This window comes from Actinokineospora sp. UTMC 2448 (assembly GCF_024760565.1).
Classification (GTDB): domain Bacteria; phylum Actinomycetota; class Actinomycetes; order Mycobacteriales; family Pseudonocardiaceae; genus Actinokineospora; species Actinokineospora fastidiosa.
This window is the reverse complement of sequence record NZ_CP031087.1, coordinates 4,840,755-4,867,743: the sequence shown is the minus strand read 5'-3', so window position 1 is coordinate 4,867,743 and position 26,989 is coordinate 4,840,755. Positions and strand designations below refer to the sequence as shown.

At 73.5% G+C, this 26,989-nt stretch carries 6 protein-coding genes; all 6 read left to right on the top strand.

The window, feature by feature from the left end; all coding sequences use genetic code 11:
- Positions 1–2: 2 nt before the first annotated feature.
- The 6 genes from Actkin_RS21995 (at position 3) to Actkin_RS21970 (ending at position 26,987) form a co-directional block, all read left to right on the top strand.
- Positions 3–3,833, top strand: a complete 3,831-nt coding sequence (locus tag Actkin_RS21995) for a non-ribosomal peptide synthetase (protein ID WP_258904103.1) — start codon at positions 3–5, stop codon at positions 3,831–3,833.
- On the top strand, positions 3,830–4,030 hold the full coding sequence (locus Actkin_RS21990) for an MbtH family protein (protein WP_258904102.1): 201 nt from the start codon (positions 3,830–3,832) through the stop codon (positions 4,028–4,030). Before Actkin_RS21995 ends, Actkin_RS21990 begins: the two co-directional genes overlap by 4 nt.
- Positions 4,031–4,119: 89 nt before the next feature.
- Positions 4,120–4,371 (top strand): acyl carrier protein, encoded by a 252-nt coding sequence (locus Actkin_RS21985; RefSeq protein WP_189211300.1) that lies wholly within the window; start codon positions 4,120–4,122, stop codon positions 4,369–4,371.
- An 84-nt stretch (positions 4,372–4,455) separates the two neighbouring features.
- Positions 4,456–12,111: a non-ribosomal peptide synthetase gene (locus Actkin_RS21980; RefSeq protein WP_258904101.1), complete on the top strand. Its 7,656-nt coding sequence runs from the start codon at positions 4,456–4,458 to the stop codon at positions 12,109–12,111.
- A gap of 3 nt (positions 12,112–12,114) precedes the next feature.
- On the top strand, positions 12,115–19,788 hold the full coding sequence (locus tag Actkin_RS21975) for a non-ribosomal peptide synthetase (protein WP_258904100.1): 7,674 nt from the start codon (positions 12,115–12,117) through the stop codon (positions 19,786–19,788).
- Positions 19,785–26,987 (top strand): non-ribosomal peptide synthetase, encoded by a 7,203-nt coding sequence (locus Actkin_RS21970; RefSeq protein ID WP_258904099.1) that lies wholly within the window; start codon positions 19,785–19,787, stop codon positions 26,985–26,987. The genes Actkin_RS21975 and Actkin_RS21970 overlap by 4 nt, the downstream gene beginning before the upstream one ends.
- The last annotated feature ends 2 nt before the right edge of the window (positions 26,988–26,989 follow it).

Below are 26,989 nucleotides of genomic sequence, written 5' to 3'. Positions count from 1 at the left end.
CCATGTCCGACACCGGGCCACGCGCGCTGACCGCCGCTCAGGCGGGGATCTGGTACGCGCAGCAGCTCGATCCCGACAACCCGATCTACAACGCGGGGGAGTATCTGCGCATCCCGGGCCGTGTGGACGCCGCTGTGCTGGACAAGGCGATCACGCGGGTCCTCGGCGAGGCGGAGACGCTGCGGGCGAGCGTCATCGAGCACGCCGACGGGCCCCGGCAGGTGATCCGGCCGGTCCCCGACACCGTGCTCCACACCCACCACACCGATGAGCGCGCCGCCATGCGGGCCATGCGGGACGACCTCCGCACGCCCGTGGACCCGGCGACCGGGCCGCTGCATCACTTCGCCCTCTACCGGCTCCCCGACGCCGACCTCCTCTACTACCGCTACCACCACGTCGTCGTCGACGGGTACACCGTCGCCCTCGTCGCGCAGCGGATCGCGGAGGTCTACACCGCGCTGATCAACGGCGAGACGCCGAGCCCGACGCCGTTCCTCCCGCTCGACGCCCTCCTGGAACTCGACGCGGAGTACCGCGCCTCCGCCCGGTTCGCGCAGGACCGCGACTACTGGGCGGCGGCCCTCCAGGGCGCGCCCGAGCCCGCCAGCCTCGCCGCGCGCACACCGCGCATGGCGCACGGCCTGGTCCGGCACACCGAGTACCTCGACGAGCCCGACGCGCTCAAGGACCTCGCGCGCGAGTGCGGCGTCACCTGGCCGAGCGTCGTCATGGCCGCGACCGCCGCCTACCTGCAGCGGTTCACCTCCGTGCCGGAGGTGGTCCTCGGCCTCCCGGTCACCACGCGCACCGGCAAGGCGAGGTCGATCCCCGGCATGGTGTCCAATGTGGTCCCGCTGCGCATCGCCGCGGCCCCGGAGGCCACCGTGGGCGAGCTGCTGCGGCACACGTCGGCCCGGCTGAAGGCCGCGATGCGCCACCAGCGCTACCGCTACGAGGACCTGCGCCGCGACCGCAGCCGCGACCAGCGCCTGGTCGGGCCCGAGGTCAACGTCATGATCTTCGACTACGACCTCAAGTTCGGCGAGCACCGCGCCCTGGTGCACAACCTGTCCATCGGCCCGTCCGACGACCTGTCCGTCAACGTGTACGACCGCGGCGACGGCCGGGGCCTGCAGATCGACTTCGACGCCAACCCCGACCTCTACACCGAGCGGGAGATCGTCGCCCACCAGCGCCGTTTCGTGCGGTTCCTGGCCAACCTGGCCGCGGCGGGCCCGGACGTCCCCGTGGGCGCGGTCCCCGCGCTCCTCCCGGGCGAGCGCGAGCAGGTCGTCGAGGCGTTCAACCGCACGGACGCCGACGTCGAGCCCGCCACGCTCACCGACCTGCTGAACCGCCACACCCACGACGCCGTCGCCGTCGAGTTCGAGGGCCGGACCCTCACCTACGCCGAACTCCACGCCCGCGCCGACCGCCTGGCCGCGGTCCTCGCCGAGCGCGGCGCCGGTCCGGAGCGGATCGTGGCGCTGGCCGTCCCCCGCTCGCTGGAACTCGTCGTCGGCCTGCTCGCCGTGCTCAAGGCGGGCGCGGCCTACCTCCCGATCGACCCGGACTACCCGCGCGACCGCATCGCCTTCACCCTGGCCGACGCCCGGCCCGCGCTGCTGCTCGCGACCACGGCCACCGCCGCGGACCTGCCCGACGAGATCTCCACCCTGCTCATCGATCAGGACATCCCCGAAGCGACCGCCGCCCTGACGCCGCCGAAGCCCGCCAACCCGGCGTACGTCATCTACACCTCCGGCTCGACCGGCCGCCCCAAGGGCGTCCTGGTCCCGCACGAGGGCATCGTCAACCGCCTGCTGTGGATGCAGCACCGCTACGGGCTCACCCCGGGCGACCGGGTGCTCCAGAAGACGCCGTCGGGCTTCGACGTGTCGGTCTGGGAGTTCTTCTGGCCGCTGATCCAGGGCGCGACGCTCGTCGTGGCGCGGCCGGAGGGGCACAAGGACCCGGCCTACCTCGCCGAGCTGATCGTCGGCAGCGGGGTGACGACCGTCCACTTCGTCCCGTCGATGCTCCAGGCGTTCCTCGCCGACCCGGGCGCGGCCGCGTGCACCGGGCTGCGCAGGGTGGTCTGCAGCGGCGAGGCCCTGCCGACCGACGCCGTCGAGCGGTTCCACCGCACGCTTCCCGGCGTCGAGCTGCACAACCTCTACGGCCCGACGGAGGCGTCCGTCGACGTCACCGCCTGGGAGTGCGCGGGCAATGACGTGCACATCGGCGCGCCGGTCTGGAACACGCGCACCTACGTGCTCGACGCCGCGCTCAACCCGCTGCCCGTCGGCGCGACCGGCGAGCTGTACCTGGCGGGCGTGCAGCTGGCCCGCGGCTACCACGACCGCCACGCCCTGACCGCCGAGCGCTTCGTCGCCGACCCGTTCGGCCCGCCCGGCGGCCGGATGTACCGCACCGGCGACCTCGCCCGCTGGACCGACGACGGCCAGCTCGACTACGTCGGCCGCGCCGACCACCAGGTCAAGATCCGCGGCCTGCGCATCGAGCTGGGCGAGATCGAGGCCGTGGCGGCCAAGCAGCCCGGCGTCGCCGCCGCCGCCGTCCTGGTCCGCGAGGACCGGCCCGGCGACCAGCGCATCGTCGCCTACCTCGCGGGCACGGGCATCGACGCGGCCGCCGTCCGCGCCGCGCTCGCCGAGACCCTGCCGGACTACATGGTGCCCTCGGCGGTCATCACGCTGCCCGCGCTCCCGGTCGGCCCCAACGGCAAGCTCGACCGCAAGGCCCTGCCCGCGCCCGAGGTCAAGGCCACCGCGGGCCGCGCGCCGAGGACCCCGCGCGAGGAGATCCTGGCCGGGCTGTTCGCCGAGGTGCTCGGGCTGCCCCGGGTCGGTGTCGAGGACAACTTCTTCGACCTGGGCGGCCATTCACTGCTGGCCACCCGGCTCATCGGCCGGGTCCGCGAGACGTTCGGCGTCACGCTCACCATCCGCACGGTCTTCGAGGCGCCGACCGTGGCCACCCTGGTCGACCGGCTCGACGCCGACGCCCGCACCGGCGACGCGCTCGACGTGCTCCTGCCGCTGCGCCCGTACGGGGACAAGCCCGCGGTGTTCTGCGTGCACCCGGCGGGCGGCCTGGCCTGGTGCTACGCCGGGCTGATCAAGCACATCGAGGGCGGCCACCCGGTCTACGGGCTGCAGGCCGTCGGCCTCGACGACGACACCGCGCCGCTGCCCGCGTCCCTCGACGAGGCCGCCGAGCACTACCTGCGGGTGATCCGCGAGGTCCAGCCGCACGGCCCCTACCACCTGCTCGGCTACTCCTCCGGCGGCCTGCTCGCGCACTCCATGGCCGCGCGGCTGGGCGACGATGTCGGCCTGCTGGCCATCCTGGACACCTACCCGGGGCAGACGCTGGCCGAGATCGGCGAGCAGGAGGTGCTGGCCGACCTGCTGAGCTGGGTCGGCTTCGACCGCAGGCACCTGGGCCGCAAGCCGCTGACCCACGAGAAGGTGTCGGCGACCCTGCGCAAGCTCGGCAGCTCCCTGGCCAGCCTGGAGCAGCGGCACATCGAGGCCATCGGCCGCATCTACGCCAACAACCGCGACCTGGTGCACGAAAGCGCGCCCCCGGTGTACCGCGGCGATGCCACCGTGATCGTCGCGACGCTCGACAAAATCGATATCTCGCCGACCCCGGAAACCTGGCGGCCCTATGTCGACGGCCGGATCATCACCCGCCGCGTCGACCGCAAGCACAACGACCTCATGAAACCCGGCCCGCTCGCCGAGATCGGCGCCATCCTGTCCGCCGAATTGCGCGGCACATCCCAGGGAGAAATGTCATGACCAACCCGTTCGACAACGAAGAAGGCACCTTCCTCGTGCTGGTCAACGCCGAGAACCAGCACTCGCTCTGGCCGTCGTTCGTGGCCGTTCCCGCAGGTTGGACCGTTGTGCACGGCGAGGCCGGCCGGGCGTCCTGCGTGGCATACATCGAGGCGAACTGGACCGACATGCGGCCCAAGAGCCTCATCGGCTCCTGATTCTGCAGCATCCGGAAACGCGGTGGCACCACCGCGACGAAAACCAACACACTGGTAATAGCTCCGCCGATCCGAAAGGGAATGGAAAAATGACTGCCGCTGTCGACGAGCGCATGGACCAGATCAAGGAAATCGTCTGCGAGATCCTGGAGATCGACGCCGACGAGGTCACCGAGACCAGCCTGTTCAAGGAGGACCACGGCGCCGACTCGCTGCGCGCCATCGAGATCCTCGCCTCGCTGGAGAAGCAGTTCTCCACCGTCATCGACCAGGCCGAGCTCGGCCGGATGGTCAACCTGCGGGGTGTCTACCAGGTGGTGGGCGAGGCCGCGGGCTGGTAGCCCGCCCGAGCGGGGCAGGCCCCGGGCGAGCCGGAGCCTGCCCCGACCTCCCAGTCCGAAAGCGACGACCAGAGGGTGACAACGATGCCGGAGTGGCTCGAACTGCTCGCGCTGCGCAACGACACCGCGCGCGAGGTGCCGGACGTGGACGTGTCCGTGCTCGTGGCGCGGCGGGCGGCGGCCACCCCGGACGCGATCGCCGTCGAACTCGGCGCCGAGCGGCTGACCTACGCCGAACTCGACGCCCGCGCCGACCGCCTGGCCCGGCTGCTGGTCGCCAGGGGCGCCGCGCCGGAGACGTTCGTGGCGATCGCCCTGCCGCGCTGCGTCGACATGCTGGTCGCCGTCCTGGGCGTGCTCAAGTCCGGCGCCGCCTACCTGCCGCTCGACCCCGCGCAGCCCGCCGACCGCGTCGCGCTCATGCTCGACGACGCCCGGCCCGCGCTCTCCGTGGTGACCGAGGAGACCGCGCACCTGGCCGCAGGCGCCGCCATCCGGCTGGACCAGCCGATCGAGGCGTCCGATATGGACATCCCGGCGACGGTGGACCAGCGCCACCCCGCCTACGTCATCTACACCTCCGGCTCCACCGGCCGCCCCAAGGGCGTGGTCATCCCGCGCGGGGCCCTGGCCAACTTCGTCGCCGCCCTCGGCCCGTGGTTCGGGTTCGGCCCGGACGACCGGCTGCTCTCGCCCACGACCATCGCCTTCGACATGGCCGTGCCGGAGCTGTACCTGCCGCTGATCGCGGGCGCCCGGCTGGTCCTGGTCGACAAGCAGGACGTGCGCGACCCGGCCGCGCTCACCCGGCTCATCGCGACCACCGGAGCCACCGCGCTGCAGGCCACGCCGAGCCTGTGGCAGGCCATCGTCGCCCACGACCCCGACGCCGTGCGCGGGCTGCGCGTGTTCGTCGGCGCGGAGGCGCTGCCACCCGCGCTCGCGGCCCGCCTGTGCGACCTCGGCGCGTCCGTCACCCACCTGTACGGCCCCACCGAGACGACCGTGTGGTCCACCGTGACCCGGTTGAGCGCGGACGGGCCGCTGACCATCGGCGCTCCCGTCGCCAACACCCAGGTGCACGTCCTGGACGCCGACCTGCGGCCGGTCGGCCCCGGCGAGCCCGGCGACCTCTACATCGCGGGCGCGGGACTGGCCCGCGGCTACCACCGCAGGCCCGCGCTCACCGCGGAACGCTTCGTCGCCGACCCGTTCGGCGGGCCCGGCGCGCGGATGTACCGCACGGGCGATGTCGTCCGCTGGTCGCCGGACGGGGAGCTGGAGTTCCTCGGCCGTGCCGACCACCAGGTCAAGATCCGAGGGCACCGGGTCGAGCTGGGCGAGATCGAGGCGGTCATCGCCGCGCACCCCGAGGTCTCCCAGGCGGTCGTCACCGCCCGCGCCGACGCGTCCGGCGCCACGAGCCTCGTCGGGTACGTCGTGCCCGAGCACGGGGGAGTGGACCAGTGGCGCGAGGTCTACGACCACGTCTATGAGGCGCAGCGACCCGGTGACGACTTCTCCGCGTGGACGTCGCAGGAGGACGGTCAGCCGATCCCCGTCGAGGAGATGCGGCAGTGGCGCGCGGCCACCGTCGCGGCCATCCTGGAGACCGCGCCCAGCCGCGTGCTGGAGATCGGCGTCGGCAACGGGCTGCTGCTCAGCGAGCTGGCCCCGCACTGCGAGCACTACGCGGGCATCGACATCTCCCCGGTCGCGATCAGCCGCCTGCGCGCGTCGGAGAACGTCGAGCTGCACGTCGGCGCCGCGCACGAGATCGACCGGCTGGCGCCGGGCTACGACACCGTCGTGATCAACTCCGTCGCGCAGTACTTCCCGAGCGCGGACTACCTGCTGGACGTGCTCGCCAAGGCCGCGCGCCTGCTCGTCCCCGGCGGGACGGTCTTCCTGGGCGACGTGCGCAACCTCGCGCTGCTGACCGAGCTGCACGTGGCCGTCCGGCTGCGGCGCGGCGACGGCAACCGCGGCGCGGACCGGCTGCTGGCCGACGCCCGCGCGGCCGCCGCCGCCGAGGAGGAACTGCTGCTCGACCCGGCGTTCTTCACCGGGCTGGCCGTCCCGGGGATCACCGGGGCCGAGGTCCGGCTCAAGCGCGGCCGGTACGACAACGAGCTGAGCCGCTTCCGCTACGACGTCATCCTGCACACCCGCCCCGAATCGCCCGACGACGTGGCGACCGTGCCGTGGACGGGTCTGGACGACCTGCGGGCGATCGCGGGGCCGGTCCGGGTGACCGGCGTGCCGAACGCCCGGGCGGCGGGCGAGGTGGCCGCCGCGTCCGCGCTGGCCGGGGGCGCCGAGCTCGTCGACGTCCTGGACGCGCTGGTGAACCCCGACCCGGGCGTGGACCCGGAGGACGTGCTGGCGTTCGTCGAAGGCCTCGGCCACCGCGCGACCGCCACGTTCTGCGCCGATGACCCGCGCGGGTCGTTCGACGTCCTGATCGGGGCCCGGCCCTTCTCCCGCCTGCCGCGGGCGGACCGGCCCGCGCACAACACGCCGTGCGTGACCCCGGAGCCGCCCGCCGACCTGCGCGAGCACGTCGCGGCGAAGCTGCCCGAGTACATGGTCCCGGCCGCGTTCGTGGCGCTCTCGGCGTTCCCGCTGACCCCGAACGGCAAGCTCGACCGCGCGGCCCTCCCGGACCCGGTCGTCGTCTCCGGGGCGGGCGGGGCGGCGCGCACCGAGACCGAGCGGGTCCTCTGTGGACTCTTCGGTGAGCTGCTGGGTGTCGCCGACGTGGGCGTCGACGACGACTTCTTCGCCCTGGGCGGGCACTCGCTGCTGGCGACCCGGCTGACCAGCCGTGTCCGCGCCGGGCTCGGGCGCGAGCTGACCGTGCGCGCGGTGTTCGACGCGCCGACCCCCGCGGCGCTGGCCGAGGCCGTGGAGACCGCGCCGCCCGCCCGTCCGGCGCTGCGGCCGCGCCCCCGGCCCGAGCGCGTGCCGCTGTCGGCGGCGCAGCGCTCGCTGTGGTTCCTGGACCGGCTCAACGGCCCGAACGCGGCCTACCACCTGCCGTACGCGCTGGAGATCAACGGCAGGCTGCACGTCCCCGCGCTGCGGTTGGCGCTGGCGGACCTGGCCCGGCGCCACGAGGTGCTGCGGACCGTCATCGCCGAGCACGACGGGGTCCCGTACCAGGCGATCACCGACCGGTCCCCGGAACTGATCATCGGCGACGGCGGGGTGGGCGCGCCGTTCGACCTCGCCGCCGACCTGCCGCTGCGCGCGCATCTGACGTCCGTCGGCCCGGACCGGCACGTCCTGGTGCTTGTCCTGCACCACATCGCCGGTGACGGCTGGTCGCTGGTCCCGCTGGCGGCCGACCTCGCCACCGCGTACGGGGCCAGGGCGGCGGGCCGGGAGCCGCAGTGGTCGCCGCTGCCGGTCCAGTACGCCGACTACGCCCTCTGGCAGCGCGACCTGCTCGACGACACGCTGGTCTCGCGCCAGCTCGCGCACTGGTCGCGGGAGCTGGCGGGCATACCCGACCAGCTCGACCTCCCGACCGACCGCCCGCGCCCGGCGGTCGCCGACCACAGCGGCGCCACGTGCGCGTTCGCCATCCCCGCCGAGCTGTGCGACCGGCTGCGGGCGCTGGCGGGCGACCACAACGCCAGCCTGTTCATGGTCCTGCGCGCCGGTCTCGCCGCCCTGCTCACCCGACTGGGCGCGGGCGTCGACATCCCCATCGGCAGCGTGGTGGCGGGCCGCACCGACGAGTCGCTGTCGGACCTGATCGGCTTCTTCGTCAACACCCTCGTCTTCCGCACGGACACCTCCGGCGACCCCGCCTTCGCCGACCTGCTGGCCCGCGTCCGCCACACCGACCTCGCCGCATTCGCCAACGCCGACGTCCCCTTCGAGCGCCTGGTCGACGCCCTGGCCCCGGACCGGTCGCTGTCGCGGCACCCGCTGTTCCAGGTCATGCTGATCCTGCAGAACAACGCCGCGAGCACCTTCGGCCTCCCCGGCCTCGACGTCACCATGTCCCGAGTGGACACCGGAGCCGCCCGCTTCGACCTGGCCGTCGAGCTGACCGAGACCGCCCACGGCATCGACGGCCTCATCGAGTACCGCACTGACCTGTTCGACCCGGACACCGTGCGCACTATCGCCGCCCGCTACGTCCGCCTCCTGGAGTCCGTGACCACCGACCCCACGGCCCCCATCAGCTCCGCCGCCATCCTCACCCCCGAGGAACAACGGACGGTCCTCACCACCTGGAACGCCACCGGGCCCCACCCCACCCCCACCACCGTCCCAGCCCTCTTCGCCGCCCAGGCAGCCGCCACCCCAGACACCGAAGCCGTGCGCTACGAGGATGAATCCCTCACCTACGCCGAACTGGACCACCGCTCAACCGCCCTGGCCGAAGTCCTCCGCACCCACGGCGCCACCCCCGAACACTTCGTGGCGGTAGCCGTCCCCCGCTCCCCCGAGATGGTGGTAGCCCTCCTGGCCGTCCTCAAATCCGGCGCCGCCTACCTCCCGGTAGACCCCGACTATCCCCCCGACCGCATCACCTACATGCTGGACGACGCCCGCCCGATCCTCACCATCACTGCGCCCCCCTCCACCCCCCACAGGTGGACGCTTCCCGCCACCCCCCACACAGCGACGCCTCCCTCCGCCCCACACACGTGGACACGCCCCGCCCCAACCGGGGGCAATCCGGCCCTTTCTTTCCAGGGTACGGGATTCGGAGTCTGTCAAGAGGGGGAGCAGCCGCGGCTGTGGATAACCGGGCCGCAGGTGATCGCGGAAGTACAGGGTGGTAGCGGGAATGACGCGAAGGTCGCCACTCAATCGCGCTCCCTGGCCACGCCGCACGCTCCGAGTGAGGAACAACCGGCCCGTCGTCAAGGGGAAAGTGCGGTCTTGGGGACAGCCGGGGGGCTCCAAGCAGGCCACCCTGCCGGTCAAGGGGAAAGCGTGGTCCCGGCGACAGCCGGGGAAATGCAGACAGACCGCCCCGCCCGCCAGCAAGAGGGAACCTCGGCTTTGGGGACAGCTGAAGAGCCCCAAGGAGGCCACCCTGCCCAAGCCGCGGTCCCGGGCACAGCCAGGGAAACCCAGACCCCCCAGCAAGGGGAAACCGCAGCCTCTAGAGCAACCGCACAGCCCCAAGTAGCCCACCCCGCCTACCTCATCTACACCTCCGGCTCCACCGGCCGCCCCAAGGGGGTCGTCGTCACTCACCAAGGCGTCGCCGCTCTGGTGGCCACGCAACGGCAGCGGCTGGGGGTCGGGCCGGGGAAGCGGGTGTTGCAGTTCGCCTCGGCGAGTTTCGACGCCGCCTTCTGGGAGATCGCCCAAGCGCTCCTGACCGGGGCGACCCTGGTGCTGGCGCCCAAGGAGCGGCTGCTGCCCGGCGCCCCGCTCGCCGAGGTCCTCAACCAGCACGGGATCACCCACGCGACCATCCCGCCGGTCGCCCTCGCGGCTATGTCTGAAGTGGACATCCCGACGGGGACCATCGTCTCCGCGGGCGAGGCCTGCTCCGCCGAGCTCGTCGCCCGCTGGTCGCGGAACCGCAGCATGATCAACGCGTACGGTCCGACCGAGTCCACGGTCTGCACCTCCATGAGCGACCCCCTGCACGCCGCGGACGACGTTCCGCCCATCGGCACCTCGGTCATCGCCACGCGCAACTACGTGCTCGACGCCAGCCTGCGCCCGGTCCCGCCCGGGGTCGCCGGCGAGCTCTACGTCGCCGGTGACGGCCTCGCCCGCGGCTACCTCAACCGTCCCGCGCTCACCGCCGCGCGGTTCGTGGCCAATCCGTTCGACGCCGGGACCCGGATGTACCGCACGGGCGACCTGGCCAAGTGGACCAAGGACGGCCAGCTGCGCTTCGTCGGCCGCGCCGACGACCAGGTCAAGATCCGCGGCTTCCGGATCGAGCCCGGCGAGGTGGAGGCCGTGCTCGCCGCCCACCCGAACGTGCGCCAGGCCGCCGTGCTCGCCCGCGAGGACCGTCCCGGCGTCCGCCAGCTCGTCGCCTATGTCGTCCTCGACGCCCCCGCCGACCTCAGGGCGCACGCCCAGGACAAGCTGCCCGAGTACATGGTCCCCGCGGCGTTCGTCGTCATGGACGAGTTCCCGGTGACCCCCAACGGCAAGCTCGACCGCCGCGCCCTGCCCGCCCCGGAGTACACCGCCGACGGACGGGACGCCGAGACCGACGTCGAGCAGCTGCTCTGCGGCCTCTTCGCCGAGGTGCTGAACCTGTCCGACGTCGCGGCCGACCAGAGCTTCTTCGACCTCGGCGGCGACAGCATCGTCTCCATCCAGCTGGTCAGCCGCGCCCGCGCCGCCGGGCTGGCGATCACCCCGCGCGAGGTGTTCGAGCACAAGACGGTGGAGGCGCTGGCCAGGGTGGCCCGGCCGCTCACCCAGGCCGTCAAGGCGGACAACGGCGTCGGCCGCGTCCCCGGCACCCCGATCATCGAGTGGCTGCGCGAGCAGGGCGGGCCCATCGGCGAGTTCCACCAGTCCATGCTTCTGCGCGCTCCCGACGACATCACCCCGGAGAAGCTCGACCAGGCCGTCCAACGCCTGATCGACCACCACGACGCCCTTCGCGCCCGGCTGGTGCGCGGCCGCGAGTGGCACCTGCGCATCGACCCGCCCGGTAGCAAGGCCGACCTGCACAGCGGCCTCGACCCCGACGCGGGCCGCATGGTCGACGTCGCCCTGGTCGACGGGCACGTCCGCATCCGCGTGCACCACCTCGTCGTCGACGGCGTCTCCTGGCGCGTCCTGATCGACGACCTGGCCAAGGCCTACGCCGGGGAGCCGCTGGAGCCCGTCCAGACCTCGCTGCGCGGCTGGGCGGAGCACCTGCGCGAGCAGGCCACCCTGCCCAACCGCGTCGCCGAGCTGCCACTGTGGACGGAGGTCCTGGCGAAGGACCCCAGCCCCGACCCGCTGGACAGCGCCGACCCCACCGGCCACACCCGCGCCACCGAGCGGGCCATCACGCTGACCCTCGACGCCGACACCACCCAGGCGCTGCTGACCACGGTCCCCGCCGCCCACCACGCCGGGGTCAACGACGTCCTGCTCACCGGCCTGGCCGTCGCCGTCTCCGACTGGCGCAGGCGCCGCACCGGCTCCCGGCGCACCGACCTGCTGCTGGACCTCGAAGGCCACGGCCGCGAGGAGAGCGAGGGACAGGACCTGTCGCGCACGGTCGGCTGGTTCACCACGCTGCACCCGCTGCGCCTCGACCCGGGCGTCGTCGACGTCGCCCAGGCGGGCCAGGCCATCAAGGCGGTCAAGGAGCAGATCCGCGCCCTGCCCGCGCTGAGCCACGGCCTGCTGCGCCACCTCAACCCCGAGACGTCCCGCGTGCTCGCCGCCCTCCCCGCGCCCCGCCTGGCGTTCAACTACCTGGGCAGGCTCGAACGCGGCGACGGCCCGTGGTCGCCAGCCGAGGACGGCATCGGCGGCGGCACCGACCCCGACGCGCCGTTCGGCCACGCGCTGGAGCTGAACGCGCACACCGACGACGGCCTGGTCGCCACCTGGACCTGGCCCGCCGCCCTGCTCGCCGAGACCGACGTGCGCGACATCGCCGAGACCTGGTTCCGCGCGCTGACCGCGATCGCCTCGGCCAAGGACACCGGCGGTTACACCCCGTCCGACCTCGCTCTGGTCACGCTGACCCAGGACGAGATCGACCTGCTGGAAGCTGACTGGAGGCTGTAGAAGATGACCAAGCCCGGCCTCGCGGACGTGCTGCCGCTCTCGCCGCTGCAGGAAGGTCTGCTGTTCCACTCGCTGTACGACCAGCAGGGCATGGACGTCTACACCGTGCAGCTGCTGTTCGACATCGACGGCGAGCTTGACCCCGACGCCCTGCGCGCCGCCGCCCGCGGCCTGCTGCGCAGGCACCCCAACCTGCGCGCGGCGTTCCGCTACGAGAAGCTCAGCAAGCCCGTGCAGATCATCCCGCACGAGGTCGACCCGCCGTGGCGGTACCTCGACCTGCCCGACGAGGACGAGTTCGCCGCGGCCGTCGCCGCCGACCGCGCCGAGCGGTTCGACCTCACCCGCCCGCCGCTGATCCGCTTCACCCTGGTCAAGCGCGGCCCGGGCAGACACACGCTGGTCATGACCAACCACCACATCCTGGTGGACGGCTGGTCGATGCCGATCATGGTGCGCGAGCTGTTCCAGCTCTACGCGGGCGCCTCCCTGCCCGCCGCCACCCCGTACAAGAACTACCTCGCCTGGCTGTCCAAGCAGGACAGTGCGGCGGCGGAGCAGGCGTGGGGCGAGGCCATGGCCGGTCTCGACGAGCCCACCCTCTTCGCCCCGGACGCCCCCGAGCCCACCGGGGCCGCCCCCGGGCACGTGACCGTCGCGCTGTCCGAGGAGGCCACCGGCAGGCTCAGGGACCAGGCCCGCAGGCACGGCCTCACCCTGAACACCGTCGTGCAGGGCGTCTGGGCGCTCATGCTCGCCCGGCACACCGGCCGCGACGACATCGTCTTCGGCGCCACGGTCAACGGCCGCCCGCCGGAGATCCCGGGCATCGAGGACATGGTCGGCCTGTTCATCAACACCCTGCCCGTGCGCGTGCGGCTGAACCCGGCCGACACCCTCGCCGACGCCCTGCGCCGCGTGCAGGACGAGCAGGCCCGGCTCATGGCCCACCAGCACATCGGCCTGACGGACGTGCAGCGCATCGCGGGCCACCCCAGGCTGTTCGACACGATCGCCGTCTTCGAGAACTACCCGCTCGACCCCGCCGAGCTGCGCGCCACCGCGGGCGGGATCACCCTGACCGGCGTCCGCGCCACCGACGCCACGCACTACCCGCTCGGCCTGATCGCGGGCATCGAGGACGACCGCCTCACCCTGCGCCTGGACCACCGCCCGGAGGCCGTCGCCGACGCCGACACCCTCGCCGCCCGCCTGGTCCACCTCTTCGAGACCGTGGACCTCGACGAGCCCACCGGCCGCGCGGACGCCATCACCCCGGCGGAACTGCGCCAGGTCATCGACCAGTCGAGCACAGGCGAGCCCGCCCGGCACGCCTCGATCGCGGAGGCCTTCGCCGAGCAGGCCGCCCGCACGCCGGACGCGACCGCCGTGGTCTGCGAGGGCGTCCGACTGTCCTATCGGGAGCTGGACGAGGCCGCCAACCGCCTCGCGCACCTGCTCATCCAGCGCGGCGCGGGCCCCGAGCGGTTCGTCGCGCTCGCCCTGCCCCGCTCGGCGGACATGGTCGTCGCGCTGCTCGCGGTCATCAAGTCCGGCGCCGCCTACCTGCCGCTGGACCCGGAGTACCCGGCGGACCGGCTGGCCTACATGATCGAGGACGCGAAGCCCGCGCTGGTCATCGGCACCGCCGCGGCGGGCGTCGACTGCCTGCTCCTCGACGACGTCGCCGAGCTGCTGATCACCCAGCCCGCCACCGCGCCCGAGATCGACCTGCGGCCCGAGCACCCGGCCTACGTCATCTACACCTCCGGCTCCACCGGCCGCCCCAAGGGCGTGGTGATCCCGCACGGCAACGTCCTGCGCCTGTTCTCGGCGACCGACCACTGGTTCCACTTCGGACCCGACGACGCCTGGACGCTGTTCCACTCCTACGCCTTCGACTTCTCCGTCTGGGAGATCTGGGGGCCGCTGCTGCACGGCGGCAAGCTCGTCGTGGTGCCGTACGCGGTCAGCCGGTCGCCGGAGGAGTTCCTTCGGCTGCTCGCCCGCGAGCGGGTCACCGTGCTCAACCAGACGCCCTCGGCGTTCTCCCAGCTCATGCAGGCCGACCGGGAGAACCCCGCCACCGACCTCGCGCTGCGGTACGTCGTGTTCGGCGGCGAGGCGCTGGACCTGTGGCGGCTGGCCGACTGGTACTCCCGCCACGACGACCAGGCCCCTGTCCTGGTCAACATGTACGGGATCACCGAGACCACGGTCCACGTCAGCTACCTGGCCCTAGACGCGCCGTCCGCGGCGGCCGGTCCGGGCAGCATGATCGGCTGCGCCATCCCCGACCTGCGCGTGTACGTCCTCGACCGCGGCCTGCGGCCCTGCCCGCCCGGCGTCGTCGGCGAGATGTACGTCGCGGGCGCGGGTCTGGCCCGCGGCTACCACGGCAAGCCCGCGCTGACCGCGGGCCGGTTCGTCGCCGACCCGTTCGGCGGGCCCGGCGCGCGGATGTACCGCTCGGGCGACCTGGCCCGCTGGGTCGAGGGGAACCTGGAGTTCATCGGCCGCGCCGACAGCCAGGTCAAGATCCGCGGCTTCCGGATCGAGCTGGGCGAGATCGAGTCCGCCATCGGCGGCCACCCCGCCGTCGGCGACGTCGCCGTGATCGTCCGCGAGGACCAGCCGGGGGACAGGCGCCTGGTCGCCTACGTCGTCGCGCCGAGCGCCGACGGCCTGCGCGAGCACGTCTCCGCCGTCCTGCCCGAGCACATGGTGCCCTCGGCGTTCGTCCTGCTCGACGCGCTCCCGCTGACCGCGAACGGCAAGCTCGACCGCAAGGCGCTGCCCGCGCCGGAGTACTCGCGGACCCGCACCCGGACCGCGCGCACCCCGGCGGAGGAACTGCTGTGCGGGATGTTCGCCGAGGTGCTGGGCGTGCCTGCGGTGGGCGTGGAGGACGGCTTCTTCGACCTCGGCGGCCACTCGCTGCTGGCCACCCGCCTGATCAGCCGCGTCCGCGCGGCGTTCGGCGTGGAGCTGCCCATCCGCGCCCTCTTCGAGGCCCCGACCCCGGGCGCGCTCGCCCAGCAGCTCGGCGGCGCCGACGCCGCGCGGCCCGCGATCGTCCCGGTGGCGCGCCCCGAGGTGGTGCCGCTGTCGTACGGCCAGCGCAGGCTGTGGTTCCTCAACCGGTTCGAGGACGACTCCACCGCGTACAACATGCCGCTCACCCTGCGCCTGCGCGGTCCGCTCGACGTCAAGGCGCTGGAGGCGGCCGTCAACGACGTGGTCGCCCGCCATGAGGCGCTGCGCACCGTCTTCCCCGACGACGACGGCACCCCGCGCCAGGAGGTCGTCGAGGCGGACATCCGCTTCACCGACCCGGCTGGCGGCGGCTTCGACCTGGCCGTCGACCTGCCCGTCCGCGCGCACCTGATCACCGAGGGGCCGCAGGAGCACGTCCTGCTCCTGGTCATGCACCACATCGCCGCCGACGGCTGGTCCATGGCCCCGCTGGCCCGCGACCTGTCCACCGCCTACACCGCCCGCCTGCGCGGTGAGAGTCCGGAGTGGACACCGCTGCCGGTCCAGTACGCCGACTACGCCATCTGGCAGCGCGACCTGCTCGGTGACGCGGCTGACCCGGAGAGCCTGCTGGCCAGGCAGCTCGCCTTCTGGTCGGAGACGATGGCGGGCGCGCCGGAGGAGCTGACGCTGCCCGCCGACCGCTCCCGGCCCGCGGTCGCCTCCGGCCGCGGCGGGTGCGTCGAGTTCACGATCGACCCCGACCTGCACCGGGCGTTGACCGCCGTCGCCAAGCAGAGCAGGACCAGCCTGTTCATGGTCCTGCAGGCCGGACTCGCCGCGCTGCTGACCCGCCTGGGCTCCGGCGACGACATCCCGATCGGCACCGTCGTCGCGGGCCGGGCGGACCAGGCGGTCGATGACCTCGTCGGGTTCTTCGTCAACACCCTGGTCCTGCGCACCGACACCGCGGGCGACCCCACCTTCGCCGAGCTGCTCGACCGCGTCCGGCGCACGGACCTCGCCGCGTTCGCCAACTCCGACGTGCCCTTCGAGCGGCTGGTCGACGCGCTCGCCCCGGACCGCTCGCTGGCCAGGCACCCGCTGTTCCAGGTGCTGCTGACGCTGCAGAACAACCCCGAGCCGGACTTCGCCCTGCCCGGCGTCGACGTCGAGCTGGTCGCGCCCGGCGTCGAGTCGGCCAAGTTCGACCTGTCCCTGGTGTTCGAGGAGCGCGCGGACGGCCTGCACGGCGCCATCGACTTCGCGCACGACCTGTTCGACGCCGCGACCGTGAAGGCCCTGGCCACCCGGCTGACCCGCGTCCTGGCCGCCATGGCCGCCAATCAGAAGACCCGCGTCGGCGACGTCGACCTCCTCGACGACGGCGAGCGCGAGCGGCTGCTCGTCGAGTGGAACGGCGCCCGCCGCGACGTCCCGGTCGTGACGCTGCCGGAGCGCGTGCGGGCGATGGCCGAGGCGCGGCCGGACGCGGTCGCGCTCATCCACGACGGCGTCCGGGTGACCTACGCCGACCTCGACGCCCGCGCCAACCGCCTCGCCCGCCTGCTGGTCGAGCGCGGCGCCGGGCCCGAGCGCTACGTCGCGATCGCCCTGCCGCGCTCGATCGACCTGGTCGTCGCGCTGCTCGCGGTGCTCAAGTCCGGCGCGGCCTACCTGCCGATCGACCCGGAGTACCCGGCCGAGCGCATCCGCTTCATGCTCTCCGACACCGCGCCGGAGCTGCTGATCAGCGCGACCGGCGTCGATGTGGACGGCCCGGCCGTCCTGCTCGACCAGGTCGACCTCTCCGGCCACGACAGCGCCGACATCAACCGCGCCCAGCCGGGCAGCCCCGCCTACGTCATCTACACCTCCGGCTCCACCGGCCGCCCGAAGGGCGTGATCATCGAGCACGCCGCCCTCTCGGCCTACCTGGCCTGGACGTCGGCGCATTACCCGAGCACCACCGGCGTCACCGTCCTGCACTCGCCGATCTCCTTCGACCTCACCGTCACCGGCCTCTACACCCCGCTGGTCTCCGGCGGCACGGTCCTGCTGGCCGCGCTGGAGGACGACGACCGGGTGCGCGCCGACCTCGCCCGCGCCGAGTGCACGTTCCTCAAGGCGACCCCGAGCCACGTGGCGCTGCTGGACGCGCTGCCCGACGAGTTCTCCCCGAGCGGGCACCTGCTGCTCGGCGGCGAGACGCTGGTCGGCGAGAACCTGGCGCGGGTGCGCGCGGCCAAGCCCGACCTGACCGTGCTCAACGTCTACGGCCAGACCGAGACGACGGTCAACTGCGCCGAGTACCGCATCCACCCCGGCGTCGAGCTGCCCCCGGGCGCGCTGCCGGTCGGCAGGCCGTTCGACAACATCGACGTCTACGTCCTCGACGAGCGCCTGCGCCCGGTCCCGCCGGGCGTCGCGGGGGAGGTGTACGTCGCGGGCAGCCAGACCGGCCGCGGCTACCTCAACCGGTTCGCGCTCACCGCGGAGCGGTTCGTGGCCAACCCGTTCGGCCCGCCCGGCTCGCGCATGTACCGCTCCGGCGACCTGGCCAAGCGCCGCGCCGACGGCGACCTGGTGTTCGTCGGCCGCGTCGACGACCAGGTCAAGGTGCGCGGGTTCCGCATCGAGCTGGGCGAGATCGAGTCCACCGTGCTCGGCCACCCGGACGTGCTGCGGGCCGCGGTCGTCGTCCGCGAGGACAAGCCGGGGGACAAGCGCATCGTCGCCTACGTCGTCGGCGGCGACCCCGAGGACGTGCTCGCCCACACCGCGCGCACGCTGCCCGAGCACATGGTCCCCTCCGCCGTCGTGCCGCTGGACGCGCTGCCGCTCACCCCGAACGGCAAGCTCGACCGCAAGGCGCTGCCCGCGCCGGTCGCCGCGGCGTCCGGGGGCGGCGGCGGCCCGCGCGACCGGGCCGAGGAGATCCTGTGCGGGCTGTTCGCCGAGCTGCTCGGCGTGCCCGAGGTCGGGATCGCCGACAACTTCTTCGAGCTCGGCGGCGACAGCATCGTCTCCATCCAGCTCGTCAGCCGGGCCCGCAAGGCCGGGCTCGTGCTGACCCCGCGCAACGTGTTCGAGGCCAAGACGGTCGCCGCCCTGGCCGCGCTCGCGGGCGCCCTGGACACCCCGGTCGAGGCCACCCCCGACGTCGGGACCGGGCGCGTGCCGCTGACCCCCGCCGTGCAGCGCTTCCGCGAGCGCGGCGGCCCGATCACCCGGTTCAACCAGTCGATGCTGCTGCACGCGCCCGACGGCCTGCACCTGGCGGGCCTGGTCGCGGCCGTGCAGGCCGTGCTCGACCGGCACGATGTGCTCCGCATGCGGCTCGACCGCGACGCCACCGGCGCGGAGTGGGTGCTGGAGGTGCCCGAGCCGGGCGCGGTGCCCGCCGAGGAGTGCGTGCGCCGTGTCGACCTAACCGGGCTGAGCGGCGAGGCGCTGGCCAAGACCATGGCCGCGCACAGCGACGAGGCGTGGGACCGCACCGACCCGGCGGCGGGCCGCATGCTCCAGGTCGTCTGGTTCGACCCGGGCCGCGTGCTGGTCGTGGCCCACCACCTGGTCGTGGACGGCGTCTCGTGGCGGATCATCACCGACGACCTGGCCGCGGCGTGGTCGGCCGTCGCCGAGGGCCGCGCGCCCGAGCTGCCCGAGGTCGGGACGTCCTTCCGCCGCTGGGCCGAACACCTGACGGCACACGCCCACACCGAGCAGCGGGTGTCCGAACTGGACTTCTGGACCGAGGTGCTGGACGAGTACGACCCGCTGCTGGGCGACCGGCCGCTGGACCCGACCCAGGACACCGTCGGCGCCGTCGCCTACGCCACCGAGACCCTTCCCGCCGCCCTGACCGGCCCGCTGCTGACCACGGTCCCGAACCTGTACCAGGCGGGCGTCAACGACGTGCTGCTGACCGGGCTCGCGCTCGCCGTCGCCCGCTGGCGCGGCGAGCGGGGGATCGATGACGACGACACGACCTCGGTCATGGTCGACCTGGAGGGCCACGGCCGCGAGGACTCGGTAGCACCGGTCGACCTGGCCCGCACGGTCGGCTGGTTCACCAGCCGCTACCCGGTCCGCATCGATCCCGGCGAGGTGCCCGACCTCGACACCGGCGGCCCCGGCGTGGGCGCGGCGTTGAAGCGGGTCAAGGAGCAGCTGCGCGCCGTGCCGGACAACGGCATCGGCTACGGCCTGCTGCGCCACCTCAACCACGACACCCGCGACACCCTCGCCGACCTGCTCGACCCGCAGATCAGCTTCAACTACCTCGGCCGCTACGCCTCATCGGGCACGACGATGGCCTGGTCCGCGGTCACCGACGAGGGCACGGTCGGCGGCGCCGACCTCACCGGCAGCAGGCCGGACCCGGCCACCCCGCTCACCCACGTGCTGTCGGTGAACGCGGTGACCGAGGACCACCCGGACGGGCCGAGGCTCGTCGTCGTGTGGTCGTGGCCGCGCACCCTGCTCGCCGAGGCCGACGTGCGCGTGCTCATGGCCCGCTTCACCGACGCGCTGCGCGGCCTGGTCGCCCACGCGTCCGGCGACGCGGTGGGCGGGCTGACGCCGTCCGACACCGGCCTGGTCGCGCTCACCCAGGACCAGCTCGACCGGTTCGAGACGGCCGCGAACGACCAGGAGCGGGCCGAGGAGCCCGAGGACGAGTGGGAGATGGTCCAGTGAAGTCGAAGATCTCCGACGTGCTGCCCCTGTCCCCGCTGCAGGAGGGGCTGCTGTTCCAGACGCTGCTCGACGACCGGGGCGAGGACCTCTACGTCTCCCAGCTGCTGGTCGACATCGAGGGCAGGCTGGACGTGAAGGCCCTGCGGGCAGCGGCGAACGCCCTGCTGGACCGGCACGCCAACCTGCGCGCGGGCTTCCAGCACGCCGGTCTCCCCGAGCCGGTGCAGGTGATCCCGCGCTCGGTAGCGGTGCCGTGGACGCAGGTCGACCTGTCCGCATTGGACCCGGTGGCGCGCGAGGCCGAGCTGGCCTCCCGCCACGCCGCCGACCGGGCCACCCGGTTCGACCTCGCGACGCCGCCGCTGCTGCGGTTCGCGGTCTACCGGCTGGCCCCCGGGCGCTTCCGGCTGGCGATGACCAAGCACCACCTGCTGCTCGACGGCTGGTCCATGCCGATCCTGGTGCGCGAGCTGTTCACCCTCTACCAGGGCGGCGACCTGCCGCCCGTGACGCCGTACCGCGACTACCTCGCCTGGATCGCCGCCCAGGACGCGTCGGCGGCCGAGGACGCGTGGCGGCGGGCGATGGCGCGCCTCGACGAGCCGACGCTGCTGGCGCCCGCCGACCTCGACCCGGCGCCCGCCCGGCCGAGGACGCTGATCCGGGTCGTCCCGACCGAACTCGCCGCCGCGCTGCACCGGCGCGGACGCGAGCGCGGGCTGACGATGAGCACCCTCACCCAGGGCGCGTGGGGCCTGCTGTGCGGCGCGCTCACCGGGCGCTCCGACGTCGTGTTCGGGGCGACCGTGTCGGGCAGGCCGCCGGAGATCCCGGGCATCGAGTCCATGGTCGGGCTGTTCATCAACACCCTGCCCGTGCGCGTCTCCTGGGACTGGGCCGAGCCGCTGGCCGTCATGCTGGAGCGGCTGCAGGTCGCGCAGTCGGACCTGATGCCCTACCAGCACACCCACCTCGCCGAGGTGCAGCGGCTGGCGGGCCACCAGAAGCTGTTCGACACCGTCACGGTGTTCCAGAACTACCCGGTGGACTCCGACGACGACACGCTGACCGTCGCCGGGCTGCGCGTCAGCGGCGTCCCGACGACCGACGGCACGCACTACCCGCTGAGCTTCGCCGCCGGGACCGCCGGACCCGACCTGCAACTGCGCCTGTCCTACCGTGCGGACGTCTTCGGCGACGCGCAGATCGAGTCCACGATGGACCGTCTGGTGCGGCTGCTGTCGGCGATCGCGGCGAACCCCGACCGCGCGGTGGGCCGGGTGGACCCGCTGTCCTCCGTCGAGCGCCGCCGCGTCCTGGGGGAGTGGAACGCCAGCGCGGCGGAGGTCGCCCCGGCGACGATCCCCCGGCTGTTCGAGAAGCACGTGCGGGAGCGCCCGGACGCGCCCGCCCTGGAGTTCGGCGACACCGTGGTCTGCTACGCCGAGCTGGACGCGCGGGCGAACCGGCTGGCGCACGCGCTGATCGAGCGCGGCGTCGGGCCGGAGGACATCGTCGCGGTGTCGGCGGCCCGCTCGGTCGAGCTGATCGTCGCGCTGCTCGCGGTGTCGAAGGCGGGCGCGGCGTACCTGCCGGTCGACGCCGACTACCCGGCCGACCGCATCCGGTACATGCTCGACGACGCCCGGCCCGTCCTGGCGCTGGTGGACGCCCGCGCGGACGCCGTCATCCCCGACGTCCCCCGGCTGGTGCTGGGCGACTTCTCCGAGTGCCCGGCGGAATCGCCGGGGGAGCGGGCGCTGCCCGCGCATCCCGCGTACGTCATCTACACCTCCGGGTCGACGGGCAAGCCGAAGGGCGTCGTCGTGACCCATGCCGGGGTGCCCGCCATGGTCCGCACGCACGCCGGGCTGGACGTCGGTTCGGACGCCCGGGTGCTCCAGTTCGCCTCACCCAGCTTCGACGCGGCGTTCTGGGAGATCGCGATGGCGCTGTTCTCCGGCGGCACCCTGGTCATGGCCGACCCCGAGGCAATGCTGCCCGGCGAGCCGCTGACCGCCGTCCTGCGCGCGCACCGCGTCACCCACGCCACCCTGCCCCCGGTCGTGCTCGCCGCCACCGACCCGGCACCGGACCTCGTCCCGTCGATGCTGGTGACGGCGGGGGAGGCGTGCTCGCCGGACCTGGTCGCCCGCTGGTCGTCCGACCGGCGCATGATCAACGGCTACGGCCCGACGGAGACCACGGTCGCCACCTCGGTGAGCGGCCCGCTCAGCCCCGGCGGCATCCCGCCGATCGGCAGGCCGGTCACCAACCTGCGCTGCTACGTCCTCGACGCCGCCCTGCGCCCGGTGCCCCCCAACGTCCCGGGCGAGCTGTACGTCGCGGGCGACGGCCTGGCCCGCGGCTACCTCCGCCGCCCATCCCTCACCGCCCAGCGGTTCGTGGCGAACCCCTTCGAGCCCGGCGCCCGGATGTACCGCACGGGCGACCTGGTGCGCTGGACGCCCGACGGCGAGCTGGTCTTCGTCGGCCGGGCGGACGAGCAGGTCAAGATCCGCGGCTTCCGCGTGGAACTCGGCGAGATCGAGTCGGCGCTGCTGTCCGCGCCCGGCGTCGCCCAGGCCGCCGTGATCGCCCGCGAGGACCGCCCCGGCGACCGCCGCCTGGTCGGGTACGTGGTCGGCGCCGTCGATCCGGCGGCGGCCAGGGCCCGCGTCGCCGAGCGCCTGCCGGACTACATGGTCCCCGCCGCCATCGTCGTCCTCGATGAACTCCCCGTCACCCCGAACGGCAAACTCGACCGCAAAGCCCTCCCCGCCCCCGACCTCACGGCGACGGGCCGAGGCCCGGAGACGGACGCGGAACGCACCCTGTGCGCCCTCTTCGCCGAAGTCCTGTCCGTGGAGTCGGTCGGCGTCGCCCAGAGCTTCTTCGACCTAGGCGGCCACTCCCTCCTGGCCACCCGCCTGGTAGGCCGAATCCGAGCGGCCCTGGACGTCGACCTGACCGTCCGCACCCTCTTCGAGTCCCCCACCGTCGAATCCCTGGCAACCCGCCTCACCACCCCCCAAGACCCCACCCGCCCAGCCCTGACCCCCCGCGTCCGCCCGACTCCCATCCCGTTGTCGGACGCCCAACGCAGACTGTGGTTCCTCAACCGCATGGGCGGAGCCGCGTACACCATGCCGGTAGCCCTACGCCTGACCGGCCCCCTCAACCCCACCACCCTCCGCCAAGCCCTCTCCGACGTAGTGGCCCGCCACGAATCCCTGCGCACCATCTACCCGGACCACAACGGCACCCCCCACCAACTGATCCTCGCCGCCCACGAGGTCGAACTGGCCCACACCCACCTCGCTGGCACCCCCGCACCCGCAACCCCTGCCGACCACGGCAGCACCCCCGTGTCCGCTCACACCGCCCCCAACGGCAGCACCCCCGCACCCCCGTCCGCCCGCATCACCCCCGCACCCACGTCCGCCCGCAACTCCCCCGCAACGTGCGCTGACCGCACCAACACACCCGCCCTCGCCCAAGGAGACCGCACCACCCCCCAACCACCGGACACCACCCACCACAACGCAAACCCACCCCACCCCACCACTCCCACAACCTCCCACCCCAACCCTGCTAACCCCCACACCCCCACTGGGACACGCCCCGCCCCAACCGGGGGCAAACCGCCCTCTTCTTTCCAGAATACGCCGGATCAGCCCTGTCAAGAGGGCAAGCCGCAGCCCCTGTGGATAACCGACGAAACCATCCACAACGCCATCAAAGACCTTGCCACCACCGCCTTCGACCTCACCACCGACCCGCCCCTCCGCGCCCACCTCCTCACCATCGCCCCCGACGACCACGTGCTCGTCCTCGTCCTCCACCACATAGCCGCCGACGGCTGGTCCATGGCCCCCCTCGCCCGCGACCTCGCCCACGCCTACACCGCCCGCGCGCGCAACAACCAGCCACAGTGGACGGACCTGCCCGTCCAGTACGCCGACTACACCCTCTGGCACCGCGACGTCCTCGGCAGTGAGGACGACCCGGAGAGCACCATCGCCCGCCAGCTCGCCTACTGGACCGACCGCCTGCGCGGCATCCCCGACCAGCTCTCCCTCCCCACCGACCGCCCCCGTCCCGCGGTCCCGAGCTCGACCGGCGGACGCGTCCCCGTCGCCATCGACAAGGACACCCAGACACGCCTCGCCGCGCTCGCCAAGGCCGCCAACGCCAGCCCGTTCATGCTGCTGCGCGCCGCCTTCGCCGCCCTGCTCACCCGCATCGGCGCCGGGACCGACATCCCCATCGGCGCGCCCATCGCGGGCCGCACCGATCCCGCGCTGGACGAGCTCATCGGCTTCTTCGTCAACACCCTCGTCCTGCGCACCGACACCTCCGGCGACCCCACCTTCCGCGAGCTCGTCGCCCGCGTCGCCGACAACGACCTGGCCGCGTACGCCAACCAGGACGTCCCCTTCGAGCGCCTGGTCGAGGTCCTGAACCCGCCCCGGTCGCTCGCCCGGCACCCGCTGTTCCAGGTGATGCTGACCCTGCAGAACAACGCCCAGGCCGCCCTCGACCTCCCCGGCCTCACCGCCACGCCCTACCCGGTCCCCACCGGTTCGGTGAAGTTCGACCTGTCGATGAGCCTGGCCGAGACCGCGCACGGCATCGACGGCATCCTGTCCTACCGCGCCGACCTGTTCGACGAGGACACCGCCGCCCGCATCGCCGCCTGGTACGCCCGGCTGCTCGCCGCTGCCGTCGCCGACCCCGACCGCCCCATCACCGACCTCCCCCTCCTCGACCCCGCCGAGCACACGGCCGCCCTGGGCGACGACCTCCCGCACGACGTCCCCGTCGTCCCGGTCCCCGACCTCATCGAGGCCCAGGTCGCCCGCACCCCGGACGCCCCCGCGGTCACCGGCGACGGCCGAACCCTCACCTACCGCCAGCTCGACGACCGCGCCAACGCCGTCGCCAGCACGCTCATCGAGCACGGCGCCCGTCCAGGCGACATCGTCGCCCTGGCCCTCCCGCGCGGCGTGGACCTGGTCGTCGCCCTCCTCGGCGTCCTCAAGTCCGGCGCCGCCTACCTCCCCGTCGACCCGGACCACCCGGCCGACCGATTGTCCTATGTGCTCACCGACGCCCGACCCGCCCTGATCCTCACCACGGCCGGGATCGACCTCCCCGAGACGGGCGTCCCCCGCCTCCTGGTCGAGCACGCCCGCGACCTCGGCCTGACCCGCAGCGGCCTGCGCCCCGGGCACCCCGCGTACGTCATCTACACCTCCGGCTCCACCGGCCGCCCCAAGGGCGTCGTGGTCGAGCACCGGTCCGTCGCCGACTACCTCGGCTGGACCACGGCCGCCTACCCGAGCGCGAGCGGCGCGGCGCTCCTGCACTCCCCGGTGTCGTTCGACCTCACCGTCACCGCGCTCTACACCCCGCTGGTCTCCGGCGGCTGCGTCCACGTCGCCCCGCTCGCCGAGTCCGCCGACACCGACAAGGCCCTGAGCGCGCGTCCCTGCACGTTCCTCAAGGCCACCCCGAGCCACCTGCCCCTGCTCACCGAGCTGCCCGCCGCGTACTCCCCGGCGCGCGAACTGCTCCTCGGCGGCGAGGCCCTGCTCGGCGAGGCGGTCGCCCGGTGGCGGCGCGAGCACCCGGACGCCGACGTCCTCAACGTCTACGGACCCACCGAGGCCACGGTCAACTGCACCCAGTACCGGATCCCCGCGGGCGCGCCGCTGGACCCCGGCCCCGTGCCGATCGGCAAGCCGTTCGCGGGCACCCGCGCCTACGTCCTCGACGCCCGCCTGCGCCCGGTCCCGACCGGCGTCCCCGGCGAGCTCTACATCGCGGGCGCGTCCCTGGCCCGCGGCTACCTCAACCGACCGGGCCTCACCGCGGAGCGCTTCACCGCCGACCCCTACGGCCCGCCCGGCGCCCGCATGTACCGGACGGGCGACGTCGCCCGCAGGCTCCCGAGCGGCGACCTGGTCTACCTCGGCCGCGCCGACGACCAGGTCAAGATCCGCGGCCACCGCATCGAGCTCGGCGAGATCGAGGCCGTGCTGCGCGCCGCGCCCGGGGTCCGCGACGCCGCCGTCACCGTCCGGGACGAGCGCCTGGTCGGCTACGTCACCGGCACGTCCGACGTCGACGCCGTCAAGGCCGATGCCGCCCGCAGCCTGCCCGACTCCATGCTCCCGGCGGCCGTCGTCGCCCTCGACGCGCTCCCGCTGACCGGCAACGGCAAGCTGAACCGCGCGGCCCTGCCCGCACCGGACTTCCGCGCCGAGGGCCGAGCGCCGCGAACGCCGCTGGAACACACCCTCTGCGGCCTGTTCGGCGAAGTCCTCGCCGTCGAGGGCGTCGGCGTCGACGACAACTTCTTCGACCTCGGCGGCCACTCCCTGCTCACCGTCCGGCTCGTCGGCCTCATCCGCGACCGCCTCGGCGTCGACCCCGGCATCCTGGTGCTGTTCCAGGCCCCGACCGTCGCCGAACTGGCCGCCCGGCTCCACGAGTCGACGCCGCAGACCGGACCGCTCATCCCGCTGCGCGCGGACGGAACCCTGCCGCCGCTGTTCTGCGTGCATCCCGGCCTGGGCCTCGGCTGGGTCTACTCCGGACTCCTCAAGGACCTGCCCGACCAGCCGGTCTACGCCCTGCAGGCCCGTGGCATTGACGCCGACGAACCGCTCCCGGCGTCGCTGGACGAGATGGCCGACGACTACGCCGCGCTGATCCGCCAGGCCCGCCCGGACGGCCCCTACCGACTGCTCGGCTGGTCCTTCGGCGGTGTCGTCGCCCACGCGATAGCCGTCCGGCTGCGGGCGGCGGGCGCGGAGGTGGACCTGTCCCTGATGGACGCCTACCCGCACGTCCGGCGCACCGCCCACAACCCGGAGTCCTTCCGCGACGCGCTCCGCGACACCCCCTTCGCCGACCTCGACGACGAGGCCATGGCCAGGGTCGCGCGCGTCGCCGCCAACAACGCCCGCATCGCGGCCGACCACCGCCCCGACCACTACGACGGCGACGTCCGCTACTTCCAGGCGGTCCTCGGCCGAGGCCCCGGGGCGCCGGAGGTGTCCGCGTGGGAGCCCGTCGTCGGCGGACACCTCGACGTTCACCCGATCGAGTGCACGCATGACGAGATGACCCTGCCGGAGCCGCTGTCCCGCGTCGCGGGCCTGCTGTCTGCCGTGCGAACCCATTCCTGAGA